Origin of the sequence: Kitasatospora sp. NPDC057223 (assembly GCF_042669755.1) — a bacterium.
In the GTDB taxonomy this organism is placed as follows: domain Bacteria; phylum Actinomycetota; class Actinomycetes; order Streptomycetales; family Streptomycetaceae; genus Kitasatospora.
In genome coordinates, this window is sequence record NZ_JBHUWW010000185.1 from 9769 (window position 1) to 13069 (window position 3301).

Annotated in this window: 2 protein-coding genes; both read right to left on the bottom strand. The window is 72.3% G+C overall.

The annotated features are described in order from the left end of the window. Positions 1-1418: cellulase family glycosylhydrolase (locus ACFUK0_RS36940; protein ID WP_380257839.1), on the bottom strand; the 1418-nt coding region annotated here is incomplete at its 3' end. A 287-nt stretch (positions 1419-1705) separates the two neighbouring features. Then, on the bottom strand, positions 1706-3205 hold the full coding sequence (locus ACFUK0_RS36945; protein WP_380257841.1) for an MFS transporter: 1500 nt from the start codon (positions 3203-3205) through the stop codon (positions 1706-1708). Between the last annotated feature and the right edge of the window lie 96 nt (positions 3206-3301).

Genomic DNA, 3301 nt, shown 5'->3' on the forward strand with positions numbered 1-3301 from the left:
GCGGTGGCGGCGGTGAGGCCGGTGTCGGTGTAGCTGGTGCCGGTGCTGGTGCCCGCGAGGGTGCTGCCGCGGTAGATGTCGTAGCCGGTGACGGCGGTGTTGTCGGTGGAGGCGGTCCAGGCGAGCGAGACGGTGCTGGTGGTCGTGCCGGTGGCGGTGAGGCCGGCCGGAGCGGTGGGTGCCTGGACGTCGCCGCCGCCGGTCGAGGCACCGAACGGCGCCTTGATGTCGGCCAGGTAGGCGTCCTTGGCGGTGTTGACCGTCGTCCAGTCGTCGTTGAGGATGCCGCCGGTGTCACCGGAGTTGGGGTTCCAGGACCAGAACGTCCAGCTCATGCTGTCGGCGCCGTACTGGGCGGTCGGCCGCAGGTACGTGGCCAGCGCCTTCAGCCACTTCTGGTCGACCGTCGCCTGGAGCGTGGTGCCGAACTCGCCGACCCAGACGGGCGCGATGTTCTGGTTGAAGAGGTAGCCCCAGTTCTTGTCCCAGATGCCCGGCATGTTGGCCGGGAACGACGGGTCGCTGAACCAGGTCTGCTGCGCCACGCTGGTCGCGTAGTCGTGCACGGAGTAGACCAGCCGGTTCGGCACGCTCAGGCGGACGGGGTACTGTCCGGCGCCCTGGAGGTTGCCGCCCCACCAGTACGAGCTGCCGTTGAAGCTCTGGTTGCCCTCGACGAAGACCAGCAGCTGCGGGTTGGCCGCGAGTACCGCGTTGCCGGCCCGCTCGGCGGCGAGCCGCCAGTCGATCGTGGTGTCGCCGCAGCCCCAGCAGGCGGGGTCGTGCGGCTCGTTGTGCAGGTCGATGCCGATCATCGCGGGCTTGCCGGCGTAGCGGTTGGCGAGCGCGGTGAGGTTGGTGATCCAGGTCGTCTCGGGCACCGAGGCGGTGTACCAGAGCGCCGACTGGCCGCTGGAGTCCGGGCGGTGGCGGTCGAGGATGACCTTGAGGCCGGTCGTTCCGGCGTAGTCGACGATCCGGTCCATCACGCCGAGCGAGTTCAAGCCCTGAAGGTCGGCGTTCATGCCGTTGGAGTAGTTGAGACTCGTCGGCGAGATGCCGGGCTTGAAGATGTCGTCGCTGTAGGGCAGCCGGATGGTGTTGTAGCCCAGGGACTTCATCTGGTCGATCATGCTCTTGTAGTCACGCGACCAGAGCCCGTGCGGCGAGTAGTTGGCGGTCTCGAAACCGAACCAGTTGATGCCCGCGATCCGGACGGGGTTGTTGGCCGCGTCGAGCAGTTGGCGGCCGCTGGTGTGCCAGTACCCGGCGCCGGTGGCGGCGGCAGCGGCCGCGGTGGGGGCGGCCGTGACGGCGGGTGTGGCGGCCTGGGCGGCGGCCGTGGGCAGCACGAGTGCTGATGACGCGAGGGCGATGGCCACCAGGGCCTCGCGCAGGCGGCGTACGGGGTGGAGCACGTCGCTGGTCCTCTCCGGACGGTTCCGGCAGCCGCCCCGCGATCAGTGGGAGCGCTCCCACCAGCTGGGGCCGGGGGAGCGGTGCGGTCTTGCTGCCGGAGTGGGGGATTGTGCCCGAGGGTGGGGATCGGGCACGCCGAGTTGGCGGGGTCCAGTGAATCCATGGACCAACAAGGCGTCAAGAGGCCATTCAGTATTCATAACTTGAACGCAGCGCGGAAGCGCCCCGGCGAAGTTGACGGCCGGGGCGCCGGCGGGGTCGGGTCGGTGCCGGCACTGACTGACCGTCAGGTGTGTGGGAGCGGAGCTCGTCGGGCGAGCGCCCGCCCGCCGGTCGCGACGGTGAGTGCCAGCACGATCAGGGCCGCGGCGACCGCGAAGGTGGTCCGCATGCCGGTGGCGACGGCCTCGGGCCGTGCCGTCGCGATGTCGGTCGTGGCCGATGCGAGCGCGAACACGGCGCCCAGCACCGAGGCGCCGGTGATGAGTCCGAGATTGCGTGACAGGTTGAGCATGCCGGACGTGACGCCCCGCCGGTCCGGCGGGATGTCCGCCATGACGGCGGTGTTGTTGGCCGTCTGGAAGAGCGCGTAGCCGGCGGTGACCACCGCGATCGGGGCGACGTAGCCGCCCACGCCGAGCGCGGCCGGTGCGACGGCCAGCAGGAGGCTGCCGGCCGCCATGGCGAGGAGCCCGACGACGGTGACGCGTGCCGGGCCGAAACGGTCCGCCAGGCGGCCGGCCGGAACACCGGTGAGCGCGGCGACCAGCGGGCCGGCCGAGAGGGTGAGACCGACCAGGGCCTCGCCGAGTCCGAGTGAGCGGGAGAGGTAGAACGGCCCGACCACCAGCGTCGCCATCATCACCGCCGAGACGAGCGTGCTCGTCACGAGGCCGGCGCTCAGCACCGGATCGCGGAACGCGGCCAACCGGACGAGGGGGGAGGCCGCCCTCGCCTCCACGCGCACGAACAGGCCGGTCCCGAGGGCGGCAGCGAGCAGCAGGGTCAGGTTGAGCGGGCCGAAACGCCCGTGCCCGAGCGTCATCGCGAGTGCGTAGGCCGCGAGCGTCAGGGCGAGCAGCAGCGTGCCGGGGCGGTCGAAGCCCGCGCGGCCGGCGGCGGGTCCCGGGCGGTCGGCGGGCAGGTGGCGGCGCGCGAGCAGCAGCGTCAGGACGCCCAGCGGTACGTTGACGAGGAAGACCGCCCGCCAGCCCGGTCCGGCGATCAGGGCGCCACCGAGCGACGGGCCCAGCGCGGTGCCGACCGCCGACATCGTGCCGAGCAGGCCCATGGCTCTCCCGGTCCGCTCCTTCGGTACGGTCTCGCCGACGAACGCCATGGTGAGGGCCATCATCACGGCGGCTCCGGCGCCCTGCGCCGCCCGGGCGGCGATCAGCAGCCAGAGGGCGGGCGCCAGGCCGCACAGCACCGAGGCGACGGTGAACAGGCCGGTTCCGGCCAGCAGCAGCCGGCGGCGGCCGACGAGGTCGCCGAGCCGTCCGGCGCCGACGATCAGCGAGGTGACCGCGAGGAGGTACGCGAGGACGACCCACTGGACGTCCTGGAAGGAGGTGCCGAACGCGTCGGTGAGCGTCGGCAGGGCGACGTTGGCGATGCTGGTGCCGAGCGAGGACAGCACCATGGACAGCGAGAGGCCGGCCAGGGCCCACCGGACGGAAGGCGCCCGGCCCGCCCGCCCGGCCACTCCTGCGGGCCGGCCGGTGGCGGCCCCCCGGCGGGCCGTGCTGCGGTGCTGTCCGGGGCCGGAGGCGCTCTGTGGGCTCATGTCGACGAGCCTGCACCCGGTGTGGCCGGAGCAGCAAACTATCTTGCCGTTTCCGGGAACCGGCCGGGGGCGGGGGCGGCCCGGAGTGTCCCGGAC

Excerpts from the sequence above, each read along its gene's own strand:
- ACFUK0_RS36945 (WP_380257841.1), bottom strand. The coding sequence starts at position 3,205 with ATGAGCCCACAGAGCGCCTCCGGCCCCGGACAGCACCGCAGCACGGCC.